The sequence below is a fragment of the uncultured Maribacter sp. genome, assembly GCF_947495965.1.
Classification (GTDB): domain Bacteria; phylum Bacteroidota; class Bacteroidia; order Flavobacteriales; family Flavobacteriaceae; genus Maribacter_B.
The window spans coordinates 408,684-425,930 of the sequence record NZ_CANMBB010000002.1 but is presented as its reverse complement, the minus strand read 5'-3'; the positions used below and the strand labels follow the sequence as shown (position 1 = coordinate 425,930).

Sequence of the window (17,247 nt, the reverse complement as noted above, 5' to 3'; positions counted from 1 at the left end):
TGAAAATAACAAACTGTCTTGAGCTAAGCCCAAAGGGTAGTTATTTAAAATTAATTTTTGATTTCGAGGCAAGCTCAGGAGCTTTTAAATCTCGATTATCGATTAAATAAGGAAAGGTATTATTATGCAGATAAATGACAAATCAGGTATAACAGAGTATGTTGCAGATTCCAATAGGTATAATACCATGCAGTATAATAGATGTGGAAAGAGTGGTGTTTTGTTGCCAGCTATATCTTTAGGTTTATGGCATAACTTTGGTTTTGTAGATAACCAGAATAACGCAAGAGAAATTCTTAGAACTGCTTTTGATTTAGGTATTACACATTTTGATTTAGCAAATAACTATGGACCACCATATGGTTCTGCTGAGGAGAATTTTGGTATGCTGTATAAAAAAGATTTTAAACCCTATAGAGATGAATTATTTATAGCATCTAAGGCAGGTTATGATATGTGGCCAGGACCTTATGGTAATTTAGGTTCTAGAAAGTATATAATGGCAAGTATAGATCAGAGTCTCAAAAGAATGGGCTTAGATTATGTAGATATTTTTTACCACCATAGACCAGATCCAGACACTCCTTTAGAAGAAACTATGGTTGCGCTAGCGGATATAGTTCGTCAAGGCAAAGCGCTTTATGTTGGTATATCTAACTATCAGCCTAAAGAAACGGCAGAAGCTGCAACGCTTTTAAAGGAATTACGTGTTCCTTTTATACTGCACCAGGCTAGGTATTCTATTTTTGATAGATGGGTAGAAGATGGACTTTTGGATACTCTAGATGATAAAGGAGTAGGTTGTATTGCTTTCTCTCCATTAGCGCAAGGGATGCTTACAAATAAATATGTAAACGGTATTCCAGAAGATTCTAGGGCGGCTAAGAATTTTACATATTTAGATAAGAAGCAGGTAGAAGCTAATCTAGAGAAAATTAAAAACTTGGCGGCATTAGCAGATAAAAGAGGGCAAAAACTCTCTCAAATGGCGATAGCATGGTTGTTAAATAGGCCAGCAGTTTCTTCTGTTTTAGTGGGTGCTAGTTCATCGGGCCAGTTAAGAGAAAATGTAAAGGCGCTAGATAATTTAGATTTTTCTAAAGAAGAAATGGATATTATACATGCTAATTCTTAATTCTTTAAAAGACCTAAAAGTCTAAGGACTTTAAAACTATAAGATTTTACTAGTTTTGTAAATAGTATTAATCCGGGTTCTATAGCTCGGATTTTTTTTGCAGTAAATACTCGAACTCTTTTTGTGACCTTTCCTTTCTGTTTTTCATATTGCAACGCAAGATAAGAACATGTAAACATAAATAGTATTGCACCAAGAATTACTATTGTAGGGGAAGCGGAGTGACTAAAAAAGCGGTATAAACCCAAACCTGTAAAACTACCATATAAAATTATGAAATGAATAATGTAGATAGACAGGGTGCTTTGTCCTAAATTAATTACGGTCTTATTAGTTAAAAAATTCCTTACCAACATAAAAATGGAAAAAACAACCAATACATCACCAAAACGTATAAAAAGATAGTTGTTGTAATGGATAGATTTAAACAAAGTAATTCCTGTGGTATTATGAATGCTCATAAATACTTCCGAAGAAAAGAATATTAAGGTTAAACCAAGTAAAAGACTTCCGGTTATGGCTATAGGGTAAAAAGTGCTTTTTTCTTTATATCTATTAAATAAAACCGAAATTAATCCTCCAAGAGCGGTATAGCCAAACCATGGGATTATGGTAAAAACAGAACCGCTTGATTTTGCAAAATAATTTGCCATTGCTTGTGGTAAAAAACTAAAACTAGCTTTAGCGTAAATAGGCTCTAGTGCAAAAAGTAGGGTTCCTAAGCATCCTAAAAGAACAGGAAATACGTATTTTTTTTGCTTAATTGTTACTAAGTATAAAGCTAAAATACCAAGAAGGGAGAGTCCAATACAATGTAATACATCTACTACATAAAATGCTTCATATATTTCTCCATGTAAAAGTCCTAGTAAGTTGATTCGCAATAAATACCCAATGCCAATTAATTGTAAACCACGAATAATTCCTTTTTTTACTCTAGGATTTTTAAAACCTTGTATGGGGCTTTTAATTAATAAAAACGTAAAAATAAAACCAGATACTGTAAAGAAAACTGGAGCGGTAATACCTCTAAAATATTTCCAGATAGAATAAAAAATATTAGAATCATCTCTAAATATAGGGTCAAGTAAACCATCTATAAAATGCCCTTGTAGCATCATAAGAATAGCCCATGCACGCATGGCATCTATAAAGTAAAGACGTTTCTTATTTTTATTCATTTGTCTATATTATGTTATTCTATTGAATAACAATTGTTTATGTTTTTTATTGCGGCAAAATTATATAAAAAACTCGCAATTAAAGCGTATTTACTTTATTTTCGTTGTATAAACTCTTTAATCTATATCTATGGCAGCTATATTGGCATTTGCGGGTAGTAATTCTTCAGAATCAATTAATTATAAATTAGTAAAGCATACAGTTGCTTTGGCAAAAGAACATTCTGTTCAATTACTTAATTTGGCAAATTACCCTTTTCCTATGTATAGTGAAGATTATGAGAGGGAAAATGGTTTTTCTAACTCATTAGTAGAATTTAAAGAAGATATACAAAAGGCTGATGGAGTAATAATTTCTGTGAATGAACATAATGGAAATCCGTCTGCTTATTTTAAAAATGTTTTAGATTGGCTTTCTAGATTAGAGCGTAATTGTTTTGAGGGTAAAAAAGTGTTTTTAATGGCTACATCGCCAGGAAAAAGAGGCGCAATTGGTGCATTACATATAGTAGAAAATTCACTTCCTAGAATGGGAGCAGAAATAGTGGTTACCTTTTCTTTGCCAGAGTTTCACGTAAATTTTGATGCTAAAAAAGGAATTACAAATGCAGCGCTTGCTAAAGAACATCAAGAAGCTTTGCTTTTATTTTTAAGTAAATTAGCTTAGGTTACGAATCAATTAATGAAAAGTAATTGAGTATTAATTACAACAAGGTCGGAGTATTTAAATCTCTATTATCGCGTAAAATATCTTAAAATTTGAGAAAAACAGTAGCGTACGCTATTTCTAATATTAGTCAATTTAAGAAGGCAGCTTTGCAATGGGCACAGCAGTTTGATGAGGTTACTTGGTTAGATAGTAACAAGCATATATCTAATTATAACTCTTTTGACGCTTTATTAGCCGTAGATGGTTTAACAGCTTTTGTAACAGATGCCGCTAATGCATTTGAAGATTTTAAAGAATACCAAGCCGCTACTAAAGATTGGTTATTTGGTTATTTGTCTTATGATTTAAAGAATGATGTAGAGTGTTTATCTTCAGGTAATTATGATGGATTACTTTTTCCAGAACTTTATTTTTATCAGCCCAAAAAAATTATAAGAATAATAGGGGATACCGCAGAGTTTATTTACCTGAATATGGTAGATGATGAAATTCAAGAAGATTTTGATAATATAAATTCTATAAAGTTAATAGAAGATAAAAAGGAACCTTCTAAAGACGTAAAGATAAAGCTGCGTATTTTTAAAGATGAGTATTTTAGAAAGGTGAATAAAATGTTGGAATATATTCATAGAGGAGATATTTATGAAGCAAATTTTTGTCAAGAGTTTTATGCAGAAGACACGGAAATACATCCTCTAAAAGTATATAATAAGCTTAATGTAATATCTAAAGCACCGTTTGCAACCTATCTTAAGATTCAGGATAAGTTTGTGCTCTCTGCTTCTCCAGAGCGTTATATAAAGAAAGAAGGAAGTAAACTTATCTCGCAGCCCATTAAAGGAACGGCTAAACGTTCTAAAGATGAAAAAGAAGATAATGACTTAAAAAATAGTTTGTCTTTAGATGAAAAGGAAAGAGCAGAGAATATAATGATTGTAGACTTAGTGCGTAATGATTTGTCTAAAAGTGCAACCAAAGGCTCTGTAAAGGTCGAAGAGCTTTGTAAGGTGTTTTCTTTTGAGCAAGTGCACCAAATGATTTCTACAGTCACGGCAGAGATTCCGAAAGACAAGAATATAGTTGAGGTGTTAAAAGAAACTTTTCCAATGGGAAGCATGACAGGGGCGCCTAAAGTTTCTGCAATGGAAATAATAGAGGAGTTAGAATCTTTTAAAAGAGGTGTTTATAGCGGGGCTGTAGGGTATATTACACCAGAAGAAGACTTTGATTTTAATGTAATTATTAGGAGTATTCTTTATAATGCTACACAAAAGTATGTTTCCTATGCTGTGGGTGGAGCAATAACTGCAAAAGCAATTCCAGAAAAAGAGTATGAAGAATGTCTTTTAAAAGCTAAAGCAATGCGTCAGGTATTAGAAAGCACCTAAAGTATGGATTAGCAAAAAGACTTTAGTACCTTTGTATTGTGCAAGAATTATTTAACACTCATATAAAAAAATCGTTTCCAGAATTAAAAACATCTAAGTTTCTTTTGGCATGTAGCGGAGGAATAGATAGTGTTGTTTTGGCGCATCTTTGTGTTAATGCCAACCTTGATTTTGAGTTAGCGCATTGTAATTTCAAATTGCGAGGAGAAGAAAGTGATAAGGATGAAGAATTTGTTTTAAATCTAGGATTAGGTATAAGTAAAAAAGTACATACAACTAATTTTAAAACAGTTAGTTACTCTTCTTTAAATAAAGTTTCAATTCAAGTGGCAGCTAGAGAGCTAAGATATGATTGGTTTGCTAAGATACAGCAAGAAAATGGTATTAAATATTTGGTTACTGCACACCATGCAGATGATGATTTGGAAACATTTATAATTAACCTTTCTAGAGGTTCAGGTATAGATGGTTTAAAAGGAATGCCATATAACACAGATGTAATAAAAAGACCTTTACTTCCATTTTCTCAAGACCAAATTATGGTATATGCCCAAACCAATATGTTAGAATGGAGAGAAGATAAGAGTAATGAAGATACAAAGTATTTAAGAAATAAAATACGACATCAAATAATTCCCTTGTTAAAAGAGTTGCATCCTACTTTTTTAGATAATTTTAAAAACAGCCAATACTATTTAGAGCAAACTGCAGCAATTGCAAACAATGCTTTGAGTGAGGTAAAGAGAAATTTGTTTTTGTCAGAAAACAATCGGTATAAAATTTCTATAGACAAGCTTAAAGAACTAAATCCCTTAAAAGGGTATTTGCATGGTCTTTTTAAAGATTACGGATTTACGGAATGGGAAAATGTAGCAGGTTTATTAGATGCTATGTCTGGTAAAGAAATTCATTCTAAAACCCATAGACTAGTTAAAAGTAGAGATTATTTGCTTTTAACAGCAATAGAAGAAATGCAAAATAAAGAATTTGTTGTTGAAGAAAGTGTGGAGGCTACTAAGGAACCGGTAGTAATGGCGATTAGTTTAGTAGAAAGTATAGAAGAACGCTCTTTAAACACGCTTTATGTAGATAAAGAAACGTTAAAATATCCTTTAACGATAAGGAAATGGAAAAAAGGCGACTATTTTTATCCTTTTGGTATGCAAGGGAAAAAAAAGTTGTCCAAATTTTTTAAAGATGAAAAGATAGATGTTTTGTCTAAAGAAAACCAATGGTTACTTTGTAGTGATAATCAAATTGTTTGGGTAATTGGTAAACGAGCAGATAATCGTTTTAAAATAACCTCAGAAACAAAACATATTTTAAAATTTGAAATAAAAGAATGAAGTATATTTTTCTATTAATGTTATCGGTAGTTACTGCTTTTTCTGGATTAGCACAAGATGAGGAGAATCCGGTAATCTGGAAACAAGAGATAAAAAAAGTAAATGACACGGATTATGAGTTGGTGCTTATAGGTACTTTAGCAAAAGATTGGCATATATACTCGCAGCATACTCCAGATGGTGGCCCTTTAAAAACCGAGGTTACTTTTGTAAATTCAGGTAAAGGCTACGAATTAATAGGGGAGACTTTTGAAAATAAAACCTATACAGAATTTAGTGACGTTTTTGAAGTGGAGGAAACCTTTTTTAAAAACAAAGCAGTATTTACTCAAAAAATAAAAGTTATAAATCCGTCTCTTACTCAAATAAATGTAGAGCTCTTTTTTCAGATATGTAAAGAGGTTTGTATGAATAGGGAGGAAAATTTTGCTTTTTCATTAAGCGGAGAAACTATTGTAGAAACTCAAGAAACAGTGGATGCGCGAAGTTTAGCAATGACATCGGCATTAAAACTAGATTTAAAAAATAAAGAAATTTTAGAGGATGCTATTATTAGTGCAGATACTTCTAGCCTTTGGATGATTTTTGGTTTAGGATTTATAGGAGGCTTAATAGCCTTGTTAACTCCATGTGTTTTTCCAATGATTCCTTTAACGGTTTCTTTTTTTACAAAACACGCGCAAAACAAATCTAAAGGAATAGTAGGAGCGCTATTATATGGTTTTTTTATTATTGTAATATACTTTTTGTTAAGCTTACCGTTTCATTTATTCGATTCTGTAGACTCACAAATACTAAATACTATAGCAACTAATGTGTGGTTAAACTTAGTATTTTTTATAGTGTTTGTGTTTTTTGCTTTTTCTTTTTTTGGGTATTATGAGTTAACATTGCCAAGTTCATGGGCTAATAAAATGGACAGTGCATCTACCAAAACAGGAGGGTTTTTAGGAATTTTCTTTATGGCAGTAACATTGGCTATAGTGTCTTTTTCTTGCACAGGACCAATTTTAGGGGGGCTTTTAGGAAGTACTGCATTAGCAGATGGCGATGTTGCTACTAATTTAACTGCGGGAATGACAGGTTTTGGTGTGGCATTAGCATTGCCTTTTATGTTATTTGCAATGTTTCCGGCTTGGTTAAATTCTTTGCCTAAATCTGGCGGATGGATGACTACTGTAAAGGTCGTTCTTGGATTTTTGGAATTAGGTTTGGCGCTTAAGTTTTTGTCTAATGCAGATTTGGTAGGGAATTGGGGATTCTTAAAACGCGAGGTATTTTTAGGAATATGGATAGTTCTTTCACTACTATTAACCTTATACTTGTTTGGTATATTTAAATTCCCTCATGATGGTCCTAAGCAAAAATTATCTACAGGAAGAAAAGTTGCGGGAATAGTAAGTGCTATTTTTTTGGGGTATTTGGTATTGGGAACAGCTAAGGTTATTAATTTAAAGTTGTTAAGCGGATTTCCTCCTCCAGAGTTTTATAGTGTTTTTGAACAAGAAAGCGATTGCCCTTTAGGGTTAGATTGCTTTAAAGATTTTGAAGCGGGTCTTATGCATGCTAAAAAAGTAAATAAACCTGTTTTACTAGACTTTACGGGTTGGGCATGTGTTAACTGTAGGAAAATGGAAGAAAACGTCTGGAGTGAGCCGGGAGTGTTTAAATTACTTAAAGAAGATTATATTTTGATTTCTTTGTATGTAGATGATAGAAAAGAATTGCCAAAAGAATCCCAGTTTAAATTTAAATACGATTCTGGACGTGTAAAAACAATAGAAACAATAGGGGAGAAATGGGGCACTTTTCAAGATGTAAACTTTAATGTAGCTTCTCAGCCATATTATGTGTTGCTTTCTCCAGATTTAGAAGTTTTAAATAGCGCTATACAAACTTCAGATAGTGCAACTTATGAAGCATGGCTAAAAAAAGGATTACAAAATTTTAAATAAACAAACACAATAAGTAGGAATAATACTACGTTATCTATAAAAAGTAGTATTATAATGATAAGATTAAAAAAAGCAGCAGTGCTGTTATTGTTATTTTTTGGTTTAGTTTTTTATATGGTGCTATTTGTAGAGTATTTAATCAGTGTATTATAGCTTCTTGTCAATAAATCATATATTCATAGCGGCTTCTATATCTATTTAATGAAAAGTATAGTTCCCCTAACGTAAATCATTAAAGCATCTTTTTAGGTGCTTTTTTGGTGAATTAATTTTATCTTACTCGCTTATCTTAAGAATAAGCATGGTGAAATTTAAAAAAATAGCCGTTTATGTCTTACTATTGTTGGGAGTGTTAATTTTAATAGGCTATCTAACAATTTGGCATCTTAAGCCAGAGTATGAAGGTAAGATAGTAGATGCTGCATTAGAAAAAGAAGTATCGGTTTATTATGATACATACGGAATCCCACATATTTATGGGGAAACGGAAGAAGATGCTTATAGAGCTCTGGGTTATGTGCATGCGCAAGACAGACTTTGGCAAATGGAACTACTGCGAAGAATTGCATCTGGTGGATTGTCTGAAGTTTTTGGTAAAGATTTAATTTCTACAGATAAATTTTTCCTCTCTTTAGATATAGAAGAAGCAACAAAGAGAACAGTTGCCAGTTTAGATACAGATAGTCCTGTTGTAAAATTATCTAATGCATATTTAGAAGGGGTAAATAAATTTATAAAAGAAGGTCCTACGCCAATAGAGTTTTATTTAACCGGAATTAAAAAACAAAATTTTAGTTTAGAAGATATGTATAATACTATGGGGTATATGGCATTTAGTTTTGCTATGGCGCATAAAACAGACCCATTAATTACCAATATTAAAGATAAATTAGGAGAGGCCTATTTAGTGGATTTAGAAATAAACGTAGACACTAGTACCGTTTGGTTAAAAAATTATGAATCTTTAAAAGCAAAAAAAGGAATTAAAAACTCTGTAAGTGCGTCTGTTACTAATGCTTTGAAAAACATAAATTTACCTTTGTTTGAAGGGAGTAATGGGTGGGTTATTTCTCCAGAAAAAACCAAAAGCGGTGCCGTATTATTTGCAAATGATCCACATATAGGTTTTGCGCAACCTGCTGTTTGGTATGAAGCGCATTTAAGTACACCAACCTATGAAAAATACGGTTATCATTTAGGAGGAATTCCTTTTCCTCTTTTGGGGCATAATAGAAACTTAGCGTATGGTTTAACAATGTTTGAAAATGATGATGTGGATTTTTATTATGAAAAAACGAACCCTGCAGATAGTACAAAATATAAAACCCCAGAAGGATGGAAGTCTTACTCCTACATAACAAAAAAAATAAAGGTAAAAGACGGGCAAGAAATAAATTTCACCTATAAAAAAACAAGGCATGGTCCTGTATTAACGGGTATAGCTAAGCAAATAATGGGAGAAAAACCAATTAGTATGTCTTGGACCTATACGTTGTACGAGAATAAAGCTCTAGATGCTTTTTATAGCATATCTAAAGCAAATACTATAGTTGAATTTAAAAGTGCTCTCCCAAATATTCATGCGCCAGGATTAAATGTTATGTATGGTGATGTAGAAGGAAATGTAGCTTGGTTTGCATCTGCCAAATTACACACTTTACCAAATGGAACACATTCTAAAATGGTTTTAAATGGAGCTGAAGGAAAAGAAGAGCGAGTTGAATATTTAGATTTTAGTGAAAACCCTAAGGCTATAAATCCACCTTGGAACTATGTTTATTCAGCCAATAATCAACCAGATTCTGTCAATGGTAGGTTGTATCCTGGTTATTATTTGCCAGAAAATAGAGCTAAAAGAATTACACAGTTATTAGGCCTAAAAAACGATTGGGATAAGAAATCTGTGCGTAATATGATGCTAGATGTTACTTCTGCGGTTAATCCTGGAGTAGTTGTAGGTTTAAGTAAGGTAGTAAATGTTAAGTTGCTGAATAAAAGTCAAATAGAAGTTTTAGATGTTTTAAAGGAATGGAATGGAGAATACACTTTAAATAGCTATGAAGCAACAATATATCATAGATGGATTTATTGTTTTATAGAAGAAACTTTTTCCGATGAATTGGGAGAAGAATTGTATTCTCAATTTTTAGCAACCCATTTATTAAAAAGAGTAATAGCTCCTATGGCAGAGAAATCAGAATCTGTATGGTGGGATAATAGTAGTACTGCTCAAAAGAAAGAAACAAAACAAGATGTAGTATATGCAGCTTTTAATAAAGCATGGAAATCTTTAGAAAAAGATTTTGGAAAAAATTATAAAGATTGGACGTGGAATAAAGTACACACTTTAGAACATGAACATCCAATTGGTAAAGTAAAAGCATTGCGTTCCTTTTTTAATGTGGGACCATTTCCTGTAAATGGCACTAGGGAAGTCATAAACAACCTAGGGTTTTTATATAATGATACCGGAAGGTATAAAGTAACTTCTGGGCCGTCTACTAGACGAATTGTAGATTTCTCCGATGTAGAGAATAGTATAAGTATATTGCCAACAGGGCAGTCTGGGAACCCCTTTAGTCCTCATTATCAGGATCAAGCAAAGATGTTTGTAAATGGACAGTTCCGAAAAATGTTGTTGAATACAAAAGAGATTCAAGAGACTTCAAAATCATTGCTTATATTTAGTCCAAAGTAAATAGGATTATGCTTACAAAAGTTTATGGTAGTTCTGTATTTGGTGTAGAAGCTACCACAATAGTAGTTGAAGTAAATGTAGATAAAGGAATTGGGTATCATTTGGTAGGTTTACCAGATAACGCTATTAAGGAAAGTAATTATAGGATAGCTGCTGCTTTATTAAACAACGGTTATAAAATACCAGGAAAAAAGATTACCATAAACATGGCGCCTGCAGATTTGCGTAAAGAAGGTTCTGCGTATGATTTAACACTTGCTATAGGAATTCTTACGGCATCAAACCAAATAGAATCTAATAATTTAGATTCCTATATTATAATGGGAGAATTGTCTTTAGATGGTAGTTTGCAGCCTATAAAAGGAGCTTTGCCCATTGCAATAAAGGCTAGGGAAGAGGGCTTTAAAGGTTTTATACTTCCTAAAGAAAATGTAAAAGAAGCTGCTATTGTCTCCGATTTAGAAGTGTATGGTGTGGAAAATATAAAAGAAGTTATAGATTTTTTTGATAAAGGAACGCCACTAGAACAAACTATAATTAATACTAGGGAAGAGTTTGCTAAAAGTTTAGATTTCCCAGAATATGATTTTTCGGATGTAAAAGGCCAAGAAAGTATTAAACGGTGTATGGAGATTGCAGCAGCTGGCGGACATAATATTATTCTTATTGGTCCGCCAGGAGCAGGAAAAACAATGTTGGCAAAACGTTTACCATCTATTCTGCCTCCAATGACATTGAATGAGGCTTTGGAGACTACAAAAATACATAGCGTTGTTGGCAAGGTTAAAAATATGGGGTTAATGAGTTTAAGACCATTTAGGAGCCCACATCATACCATTTCCGATGTAGCACTGGTAGGAGGTGGAGCATACCCACAACCCGGAGAAATATCTTTATCGCATAACGGAGTTTTGTTTTTAGATGAATTACCGGAATTTAAACGTGGTGTATTAGAAGTCATGCGCCAACCGTTAGAAGACAGAGAAGTAACAATATCTAGAGCAAGGTTTACGGTTACGTATCCTAGTAGTTTTATGTTGGTTGCTAGTATGAATCCTAGCCCTGGAGGGTATTTTAATGACCCAGATGCTCCAGTAACTTCATCGCCAGCAGAAATGCAGCGGTATCTTGGAAAAATATCGGGCCCTTTATTGGATAGAATAGATATTCATATAGAGGTTACTCCTGTCCCTTTTGAAAAGCTTTCTGAAGAACGTAAAGGAGAAAGTAGTGTAGAAATACGTAAACGTGTTACAGCTGCTAGAGAATTGCAAACAGAACGATTCAAAGATTTAGAAAACGTGCACTACAATGCACAAATGAATACCAAGCAAATTCGGGAATATTGCAAATTAGATGCAACTTCTAAAGAGCTGCTTAAAAATGCAATGGAAAGACTTAATCTTTCTGCTAGAGCCTATGATAGGATATTAAAAGTAGCACGTACCATTGCTGATTTAGAAAATACAAAAGAAGTAAACGGCACACATATTAGCGAAGCTATTCAGTACCGTAGCCTAGATAGAGAAGGTTGGTTGGGTTAAAATTGAAACTAATTCTTAATCAAGAATAGTTAGTGTAAAATTCTATTATCTAAATTCTATGGTTACAGTAAGAAATAATTACCTTTATTATATCCTTTTACGTTTAAAAAAAATAAGTTAAAAGGATATTTATCATGTTTTTTAATAAAGATTTTTCTTACCTTTAGGTGTAAGATTTTAATATTTTTTTAATTACCTCAGGTTTTACATAGTATAGACTTTAGAGCATTTCCTTAAAAGTACCACGAATACTTCTTATTTCGGGGATTAATTACTTTTTTGATTGTATTATATATGAATTTTAAATGAAAAGTTATGTTACTAAAAAATATAAAAAGCAGACAACTAAATGAAGAAAACGAAATTGGAAATTGTTTAATTAAGATGGAACGTAGTTATAGAGATGTAATGCTCTTAAAAAATAGCCTATGTTCCTACTCTTGCGAACCACAGACCTATAAATTGTTTGAGAAGTTTGAGGATCTAAAATTAAACTTAGAGCTATTACGAATGGCTCATTTAAAACTAATAGATACATTAAGACTTTCTGTTAATTTTGTTGAGTTAAAACTACAACAAGTAAATGATATAGTGAATAAGACTATTTCTTTAAAAGAAGAAGTGTATAACTATATAAGTTTAGTTAAATAGAGTATTGTGCTTAAGCTATCTTAATTTAATTATACTACTTTTTTATGTAAAAAATATATAATGTATCAATTTTAAAGTTTATTTTAAAAATGATACAATGTGTATTTTACAAGTATTTTTGTTTCTAGATTAAGTGTGTATAAAATATATACCCTAAAATTAGTACAAATCTTAGTTAAGCCTTAATTTTGTAGGATGAAAGCAAGGTATGTACGAGTAGAATCTCTTCCTAAAGCATTAGAAAAAAAACTCCAAAAAAAATATAAAAATCAGCAATTATTTATAGATTGTTGTATTGCTGCAATTCCATTTAAACAAAGAAGTAAAGGAAAAGAATTGCTAGATTTTTTAAATACTCTAGAAGGTTTTAAAATAGACTATTTAAGTGTAGATTCTATAGATCAATTAGGGAAAAATTTGCAAGACATTACAACTACGATTAAAATCTTTGAAGAATTAGGGATAACAATTAAAATAGATAATTTAGGAATAGAGTCTTTGGTAAAGGGAAAGCCTAATGAAATCTTTGTTTTATTATTAAAAGCATTTGCAAATGTATTTCAAATGGAAAAACAAAGTGCGTTAGAAATGCAAAAAAAAGGTATTGCAGTTGCAAAAGCAAAGGGAACTTATAAAGGTAGAGTAAAAGGTTCTGTAGAATCTAAAGAAGTTGTTCTTGAAAAACACAAAAAAGTGGTTGCTACACTCTTAAAAGGTAAAACCTTAAGGAGTACCGCTAAAATATGTAAAGTAAGTTTGGGTACCGTACAAAAAGTTAAAAGACTTATTTAAAATTATAATTGATATTCTCCGTTGTTATTCTGGTCTTTGTCTTCAAACTTTTGGGGCATAAAAAGATCTTTTAATATATATCCGGTAATTACCGTTATACCTGCAGATAATAAATGCATTGCATACTCCCAATGTAAAACATTTAATAAGCCACCAGCAATTGTAGCAAGTATACCTAGTACTAAAGCAACGTTCCAGATAATTTGTATTAATGTGTTTTTTGCTTTTCTATCTTCATCCATAAAATAAGCGGTTCCTTCCATAATAAACCAAGCAATAAATGTAAAAGCTGTAACAATTTGAAAAAACAAAGTGTATGGAAAATCTAATAGCTTTAGAACGCCATTTGTAGTCCAAAAAACTACTAAAATCATTTTTACATAATCTACAGTTTGCTTGTTCTCTTTTTTGTTAAAACGAATAGTATATAATACACCAATTAATATAAAAGAGACTATGATAACATGAAAAGCATATGGCCAATTTAAAATTCTGGAAGCCATCCCTAACAATAAGGTAGCAATAGAAATACGTAATGGGGTCTTTAGTATTTTATTTGTTGTGGACATAGCTTTAATTTTTTGAATTATATGGTTTTTATATTGGCTTTTAAACCTTCCATAATACCTATAATGTTATTTACTGTTTCTTTTAAATAATACCTAATTAGAACATGCGGAATTCTTATGGTTGTGAATCCATTTTTAAAAGAATGCATATCTTCTTCTAAATCATTAATAGCTTGTTCATGACTTAGTTTGTCATATTGAGAGTCAATTTCAATATTAAGTTTTACTCTAGAAATTGCAATGTCTATGGATTTTTTCCCGTCCCACCATTCTAACATAGCGCTTATACCAGCTTCTTTTAAACCATAGTATAACTGTATGGCTTCTAATGGTGTGTTGTTTTTCTCTATTAATTTTTCTATTCTCGCTTGGTGTTTTTCACAAAGTTCTACACCAAGAGATTCCATAGCGTTTTTATGGTCAAGGTATCCTAATTCTTTATTGCATTCTAAGCAGGTCATTTATATCGGGGCATTAAAATTTGGGACTATTATAACCTTGTACTTTTGGTATTATTATATTCTTTCGATGTAATGCATACTACTTTTAGATGAACTGCATTTTTTTAGACGAACTGCACTTTAAATGTTAAAATTTGGGTAGCTTTAAGTTTGTATATGGGTGGTATTACTGTTAATGAATTTTTATCTTTACAATACAGATTGTTTTAAATGAGTGTAAAATACATAGATATTAATTGCGATGTAGGAGAAGGGGTTGTAAATGAATCTGACTTGTTTCCGTTTCTTACTTCTTGTAATATTGCTTGTGGTGGGCATTTTGGTACAAAAGACACTATTAGGGTAACTGTAGATTTAGCAATAAAATATGGGGTTAAGATAGGAGTGCATCCATCTTACCCAGATAAAGAAAATTTTGGAAGAGTTTCTATAGCTATATCCAAAAACTCATTGGTTAATTCTATAAAAGAACAAATAAGAGATTTTGTAGGTGTCTTAAATGAAAAGAAAGCTGTTTTGCATCATATTAAGCCACATGGTGCTTTGTATAATGATTTGGTTAAGGATAAAGAACTTGCCCAAACTTTTTTAGAAAGTATTATAGCTTATAAGGAAAAGGTTGTATTGTATTCGCCTTATAATTCGGTAATTGCAAGAGAAGCTATAAAACAAGGTTTTAAGCTAAAATATGAAGCCTTTGCAGATAGAAACTATAATTCGGATGCAAGTTTGGTATCTAGAAAACAAAAAAATGCTTTAATACGTAATCCTAAATCTGTTTTAGAACATATACGTATAATGTTGTTTCAGCAAAAGGTAAAAGTTGTGTCAGGAGATTTAATACCAATACAAGCAAGTACTTTTTGTGTTCATGGAGATAGTGCTAATGCATTAGATATTTTAACCTACCTTTCTAAAGAATTACCAAAACTAAATATACTAAAGAGTGTCTAACTATACCATTTCTATAAGACCATTTGGACAGCATGCTATACTAATAGAATGGCCAAATATTGTTGATGAAGCCATTTTGGAAGATATTTTGCAGTTTAAAACCTATTTAACAAAGAATTTTTTATTTCCAGAGAAATGGGAGATCATACCGGCATATAATTCTTTAACATTGGTGGAAAGAAATTTTCCAATAAATTTTAATGTATTAAAACATAATATAATGCAATGGTACTCAGAAAAAAGTGCTGTTGAAATTAAAAGGGAAAAGAATTTATGGAGGTTACCCGTGTGTTATACTACTGATTTTGGAATAGATATAGAGGAGGTAGCAACAAAGGTGAATAAAAGTGTGGAAGAAGTGATAGCGTTGCACACTAGTAAATCGTATACGATTTATGGCATTGGTTTTCTTCCTGGTTTTATGTATTTGGGAGGCTTGCCAACGGGTTTAGAAGTAAGTAGAAGGGAGGTTCCAAGGCAAAAAGTAATAAAAGGCTCTGTAGGTTTAGCAGGAAAGCAAACTGGAATTTATCCGCAACAATCCCCTGGAGGTTGGAATATAATTGGTAATTGTCCTGTATCTATGTTTGAAGCTACAAGGGAAAACCCAATATTTGTTAGTGTAGGAGATAAAGTTGAATTCTTTTCTATAGAGAGAGCAGAATATGATTTATGTGTTATAGAAAATCAAGCTGGAGTGTATACTATTCAAAAAATTAAAATAGATGCTTAAAGTAATAGAGCAAGGTTTGTTTACAACTTTACAAGACCAAGGAAGGTTTGGGTTTAAAGATAAAGGGGTGCCAGTATCAGGCTCCATGGATGTATACACTACTAAGACTATAAATGCGTTATTGGAGAATGCTCCTAATGCAACGGTTCTAGAGATAACAATGACTGGACCTACGTTAGAATTTAAAGCATCAACTTATATATGCATTGGTGGTGCAAATTTTGTGGTAACATTAAACAATGAGCCAATTTCTCCATACAAAATATATAAAGTAAAAACGGGAGATATACTTTCTTATGGTAAATTAAACTTAGGCTTTAGAGGTTATTTAGCAATAAAAGGTGGTTTTAAATCTAAAGTAGTTTTAAATAGCGCTTCTTATTACTACCCAATAACAAAATCTCGTTGTGTTAAAAAAGGGGAAGAGTTAAATTATGACGAGTATGAAGATTTTAACCCGAAAATTTCTGAATTAAAAATAAGTTCTATTTTAAATAAAAGGGAACTAAAAATAGCAAAAGGTCCAGAATATAACCTTTTAAATTCCTCGCAAATAAAACAAATATTTACAACTACTTTTTCTGTTTCTAACCAGAATGATAGGATGGCATACCAGCTTAAAGAAGAAATTGAAGGATTAAGTTATTCTATGTTAACATCGGCAACATTGCCCGGAACAATACAGTTAACTCCTTCGGGAAAACTAATTATTCTTATGAAAGATGGGCAAACAACAGGGGGTTACCCTAGAGTATTACAGTTAACAGATAGGGCAATTTGTGTTTTGGCACAAAAAAAATACGGTGATACTGTTAGTTTTAAGTTGCTTTAAAAAATATAATTTATAATTTTTTGATTTATAAATAAAGAATACTTATTATTGCTTTATGAAATTAACAAGAACAGTAGTTAGTACTATTTTTATTGTCCCGTAACTGGGATGATATAGTATTCTATTGTTTGGAAGCCTGTATCATAAATATGTGATACAGGCTTTTTTAATGACTTAAAAATTAGAAGTAAAAACTATTGAATATGATATGAAAGCATGTGTTAATTTACTGATTATAAGGTTATTAGTTAAAATTGCTTAGACTTGAATTTGAACCAATAAAAAGTATGGACCAAATTGGTTTCAGTAAAGAATTATATTTGATTTGTTAAGAGTAT

Annotated in this window: 15 protein-coding genes; 12 read left to right on the top strand and 3 right to left on the bottom strand. The window is 31.7% G+C overall.

Going from position 1 to position 17,247, the window contains the following annotated elements; genetic code table 11:
• The first annotated feature begins 124 nt into the window (after positions 1-124).
• Positions 125-1,135: an L-glyceraldehyde 3-phosphate reductase gene (gene mgrA, locus Q0820_RS06275; RefSeq protein ID WP_298486151.1), complete on the top strand. Its 1,011-nt coding sequence runs from the start codon at positions 125-127 to the stop codon at positions 1,133-1,135.
• Here the strand turns inward: mgrA and Q0820_RS06270 are convergent.
• Positions 1,132-2,316, bottom strand: coding sequence for a heparan-alpha-glucosaminide N-acetyltransferase domain-containing protein (locus tag Q0820_RS06270; protein WP_298486149.1), 1,185 nt, complete (start codon positions 2,314-2,316; stop codon positions 1,132-1,134). The two genes, mgrA and Q0820_RS06270, sit on opposite strands and share 4 nt — an antisense overlap.
• 130 nt (positions 2,317-2,446) lie before the next feature.
• Here Q0820_RS06270 and Q0820_RS06265 point away from each other — a divergent pair, with 130 nt between their 5' ends.
• The 8 genes from Q0820_RS06265 (at position 2,447) to Q0820_RS06230 (ending at position 13,360) form a co-directional block, all read left to right on the top strand.
• Positions 2,447-2,983: an NAD(P)H-dependent oxidoreductase gene (locus Q0820_RS06265; RefSeq protein ID WP_298486148.1), complete on the top strand. Its 537-nt coding sequence runs from the start codon at positions 2,447-2,449 to the stop codon at positions 2,981-2,983.
• 92 nt (positions 2,984-3,075) lie between these two features.
• Positions 3,076-4,374 carry an anthranilate synthase component I family protein gene (locus tag Q0820_RS06260; protein WP_298486147.1) on the top strand — a complete coding sequence of 433 codons (1,299 nt, stop codon included), beginning with the start codon at positions 3,076-3,078 and terminating at the stop codon, positions 4,372-4,374.
• Between the two features lie 38 nt (positions 4,375-4,412).
• Positions 4,413-5,720, top strand: a complete 1,308-nt coding sequence (gene tilS, locus Q0820_RS06255; protein ID WP_298486145.1) for a tRNA lysidine(34) synthetase TilS — start codon at positions 4,413-4,415, stop codon at positions 5,718-5,720.
• Entirely contained in the window at positions 5,717-7,675 is a 1,959-nt protein-coding gene (locus tag Q0820_RS06250) for a cytochrome c biogenesis protein CcdA (RefSeq protein WP_298486143.1), read from the top strand. Before tilS ends, Q0820_RS06250 begins: the two co-directional genes overlap by 4 nt.
• A 301-nt stretch (positions 7,676-7,976) precedes the next feature.
• Positions 7,977-10,373, top strand: coding sequence for a penicillin acylase family protein (locus Q0820_RS06245; RefSeq protein ID WP_298486141.1), 2,397 nt, complete (start codon positions 7,977-7,979; stop codon positions 10,371-10,373).
• Between the two features lie 8 nt (positions 10,374-10,381).
• Complete coding sequence (locus Q0820_RS06240; protein WP_298486138.1) at positions 10,382-11,917, top strand: YifB family Mg chelatase-like AAA ATPase; 1,536 nt, start codon at positions 10,382-10,384, stop codon at positions 11,915-11,917.
• Positions 11,918-12,232: 315 nt separating this feature from the next.
• Positions 12,233-12,568, top strand: coding sequence for a hypothetical protein (locus tag Q0820_RS06235; RefSeq protein ID WP_298486136.1), 336 nt, complete (start codon positions 12,233-12,235; stop codon positions 12,566-12,568).
• A 195-nt stretch (positions 12,569-12,763) separates the two neighbouring features.
• Positions 12,764-13,360 (top strand): recombinase family protein, encoded by a 597-nt coding sequence (locus Q0820_RS06230; protein WP_298486134.1) that lies wholly within the window; start codon positions 12,764-12,766, stop codon positions 13,358-13,360.
• Between the two features lie 2 nt (positions 13,361-13,362).
• Here Q0820_RS06230 and Q0820_RS06225 read toward each other — a convergent pair whose 3' ends face one another.
• Positions 13,363-13,929, bottom strand: coding sequence for a hypothetical protein (locus Q0820_RS06225; protein WP_298486132.1), 567 nt, complete (start codon positions 13,927-13,929; stop codon positions 13,363-13,365).
• Positions 13,930-13,946: 17 nt separating this feature from the next.
• The gene (locus tag Q0820_RS06220) at positions 13,947-14,390 is read right to left on the bottom strand and encodes a hypothetical protein (protein ID WP_298486130.1); all 444 of its coding nucleotides are present in this window, start codon (positions 14,388-14,390) and stop codon (positions 13,947-13,949) included.
• Positions 14,391-14,600: 210 nt separating this feature from the next.
• Between Q0820_RS06220 and pxpA the strand changes: the two genes are divergently transcribed.
• Genes pxpA through Q0820_RS06205 form a run of 3 tightly spaced genes read left to right on the top strand, consistent with a single transcriptional unit; the run spans position 14,601 to position 16,909 of the window.
• Positions 14,601-15,344 carry a 5-oxoprolinase subunit PxpA gene (pxpA, locus tag Q0820_RS06215; RefSeq protein ID WP_298486129.1) on the top strand — a complete coding sequence of 248 codons (744 nt, stop codon included), beginning with the start codon at positions 14,601-14,603 and terminating at the stop codon, positions 15,342-15,344.
• Positions 15,337-16,077 carry a 5-oxoprolinase subunit PxpB gene (gene pxpB, locus Q0820_RS06210; RefSeq protein ID WP_298486127.1) on the top strand — a complete coding sequence of 247 codons (741 nt, stop codon included), beginning with the start codon at positions 15,337-15,339 and terminating at the stop codon, positions 16,075-16,077. Before pxpA ends, pxpB begins: the two co-directional genes overlap by 8 nt.
• Positions 16,070-16,909: a biotin-dependent carboxyltransferase family protein gene (locus tag Q0820_RS06205; RefSeq protein ID WP_298486125.1), complete on the top strand. Its 840-nt coding sequence runs from the start codon at positions 16,070-16,072 to the stop codon at positions 16,907-16,909. The genes pxpB and Q0820_RS06205 overlap by 8 nt, the downstream gene beginning before the upstream one ends.
• Positions 16,910-17,247: the final 338 nt, after the last annotated feature.